The organism is Paracoccus sp. (in: a-proteobacteria), assembly GCF_046462195.1.
GTDB lineage: Bacteria > Pseudomonadota > Alphaproteobacteria > Rhodobacterales > Rhodobacteraceae > Paracoccus.
On the sequence record NZ_JBKGUN010000150.1, the window covers coordinates 1 to 2,749 of the forward strand.

Here is a 2,749-nt window from a genome sequence, read left to right on the forward strand (position 1 = left end):
GTCCTGGTCAAGACCAATCTGGATGGCAGCTATACCTATCACTCCATCGGGTTTGCTCGCGCCGACAGCGGCATCACCTCGCTGGATGACATGGAAGGCAAGAGCTTTGCCTTTGCAGACCCGAACTCGACCTCGGGCTTCCTGATCCCGAACGTTGAACTGCCCGAGGCAGGCTATTCCATGGAGGAAGGCGAATATTTCAGCCGCATCGGTTTTTCCGGCGGTCATGAGCAGTCGATCATTGCAGTCGTGAATGGTGACTATGACGCAGGCGTAACCTGGGCCGACGGGCAAGGCGATTGGGCTGACGGCTATAACTCTGGCGCACTGCGCAAGGCCGCCGATGCCGGCATCGTCGACATGAACGACATTGTCGAGATCTGGAAATCCTCGCCCATCCCGGAAGGACCGGTCGTGGTGCGCAAGGATCTCCCAGCCGGAGTCAAGACCACGATCATCGATCTGGTGGCCGGGCTGCATGAGGCCGACCCCGACTGCGCTTATGGTGTTGCCTCAGGCGAGACCGCCGGTTTCAGCCCTGTCACACACGACGAATACCAGACCATCATCGACATCCGCCGCGCCGAAATGAACTGACACCTTCTTTTGCTGGCCGGACCTTTCTCGGGTCCGGCCTTTTCATATCCCAGGGGTCCAATGGCGCTCTCCGATATCCGCGACGATTACCTCGCGCTGACGCGGCGGCGCCGCATCTATGGCGGGCTGCTCGTCGTCATCTTCGTGGCCATGATGGTGGCAGGGTTCCGCACGGCCGATGCACGCAATGCTGGCGGCTTCTGGCAGGGACTGCATCAGGTCGGCGACTTTCCTGCTGCCCTGATCAGCGAGGCAATCGCCAAGGCCGGAAACCTGCCCGGTCATATGTTCCGCGCCGTTCCCGCCCTTGTGGAAACGCTGAACATCGCGTTGGTTGCCACGCTTCTTGGTTGCATTTCGGGCACCGCCCTATCCTTGGCGGCCACGCGCGGCCTTGCGCCTTGGCCGCGGATGGTGCCCGTGGCACGACGCCTGTCCGACATCTGCCGCGCAATCCCTGAGATCGTGATCGCCTTGGTTCTCATCTTCGTGCTGGGCGGCGGGCCGGTTCCCGCGGTGATCGCCATCGCGATCCATACGGCTGGCGCGATGGGCAAGCTGTTTTCCGAGGTGAACGAGAACGTCGATCTGAAACCGGTCCAGGGGCTAGCCTCGGTCGGCGCCAACTGGTCTCAGCGCATCTGGCTGGGCGTTCTGCCGCAGGTTGCCCCGAACTACCTGTCCTATGGCTTGCTGAGACTGGAGGTAAACATCCGGGCCTCGGCCATTCTTGGTTTCGTCGGAGCGGGCGGCATCGGCTATGAACTGCGCAATGCCATGACCTTCGGCCAGGGAAAGTTTGATCAGGCCGCCGCCATCTTCCTGATGCTGTTCGCGACCATCATCATCGTCGACCAGATCTCAGGCTTCGCCCGTCACCGCCTGACTCATGGAGCGCCAACATGATCGCTTCAACAACCACCGAACTATCAGGGCCAGACACCGCGCTGTTTGCTCGCACACTGCGTACGCTAGACCGCAAGCGACGCGTGGCGCTGGCAGTTCCGGCCATGATTGTCCTCTATCTAGCCTATGTTGCCGTGGCCTTTGATTTGGCCGGGTTGGCGCAGCGGGCACGATTGGATAATGCTGCAGTACTGGTAGCGGACATGGTCACCCACAAGATCCATGTCACCCGCGACAATCGTCGCGAAGCCGTTTCCGTCAGTGTCGAAGGTTCCAGTCGTGCCACCTATGCGTCTGACCGCCTGCCAAACTGGGTCGAAACACAGGGGCCCTTGACCCGCATTGACCTCGGTGCCGGCCATGTCGTGACCTATGACGGTCCGCGCGTGATCTATGACATTCCTGATTATGGTCCCATCGCGCTGGACATTGGCGACGAGATCTTGGTGCAGACTCCGGGCGGAGCGGCGGCCGAATTCATCAACGCTTCTTCTGCCCGGGTGACCATCACCACCAATCAGGGTCGCCTCACCGCCACCCGGTCGCGCACGGAAACCCTGCGCTATTTCTGGGGATGGGAGATGTTCTTCTTCGATCTTGCCAGCCCTTATTCCGGCATGACCGCCAGCCAAGTGGTCGCCATGGTTTTGTGGGGAGAACGTCTGGTCACCGACCGCAGCAATCTGAGCCTGGCGCTCTCGGATTTCTGGACCAACGACATCTGGCAACATGGCGCCGTGGCCTGGGCGATCTTCGAGACGATCCTGATGGCGTTCCTTGGGACCTTCGGTGCTGCCTTCATTGCACTGCCGCTGGCATTTCTGGCGGCCCAGAATTTCACCCCTTCGCGCTGGTTGCGTTTCGGGATCCGACGCATCTTCGATTTCGCTCGCGGGGTCGATGCACTGATCTTCACCATAATCCTGTCCCGTGCCTTCGGTCCAGGACCCTTGACCGGGGCACTCGCAATCCTGCTGACCGACACTGGCAGCTTCGGAAAGCTCTTTTCCGAAGCCCTGGAGAATGTCGACAAGAAGCCGATTGAGGGGATCCAGTCGACGGGGGCGAATGTCATTCAGAAATACCGGTTCGGGGTGATCCCGCAGGTGATGCCGGTGCTGCTGTCGCAAATGCTGTATTTTCTGGAATCGAACACGCGCAGCGCCACGATCATCGGGGCGATCACCGGCGGTGGCATCGGTCTGCTGCTGACGCAGGCCATTCAGACGACGCAGGATTGGGAAAA

General features: G+C 60.5%; 3 protein-coding genes. All 3 read left to right on the forward strand.

Annotation, left to right across the window (positions count from 1 at the left end):
- On the forward strand, positions 1 to 597 hold a 597-nt coding region (gene phnD, locus ACLHHB_RS09765; RefSeq protein WP_410218091.1), incomplete at its 5' end, for a phosphate/phosphite/phosphonate ABC transporter substrate-binding protein.
- Positions 598 to 657: 60 nt separating this feature from the next.
- The gene (phnE, locus tag ACLHHB_RS09770; RefSeq protein WP_410218092.1) at positions 658 to 1,503 is read left to right on the forward strand and encodes a phosphonate ABC transporter, permease protein PhnE; all 846 of its coding nucleotides are present in this window, start codon (positions 658 to 660) and stop codon (positions 1,501 to 1,503) included.
- On the forward strand, positions 1,500 to 2,749 hold a 1,250-nt coding region (locus ACLHHB_RS09775; protein WP_410218093.1), incomplete at its 3' end, for a PhnE/PtxC family ABC transporter permease. The genes phnE and ACLHHB_RS09775, both read left to right, overlap by 4 nt.

Excerpts from the sequence above, each read along its gene's own strand:
- phnE (WP_410218092.1), top strand. The coding sequence starts at position 658 with ATGGCGCTCTCCGATATCCGCGACGATTACCTCGCGCTGACGCGGCGG.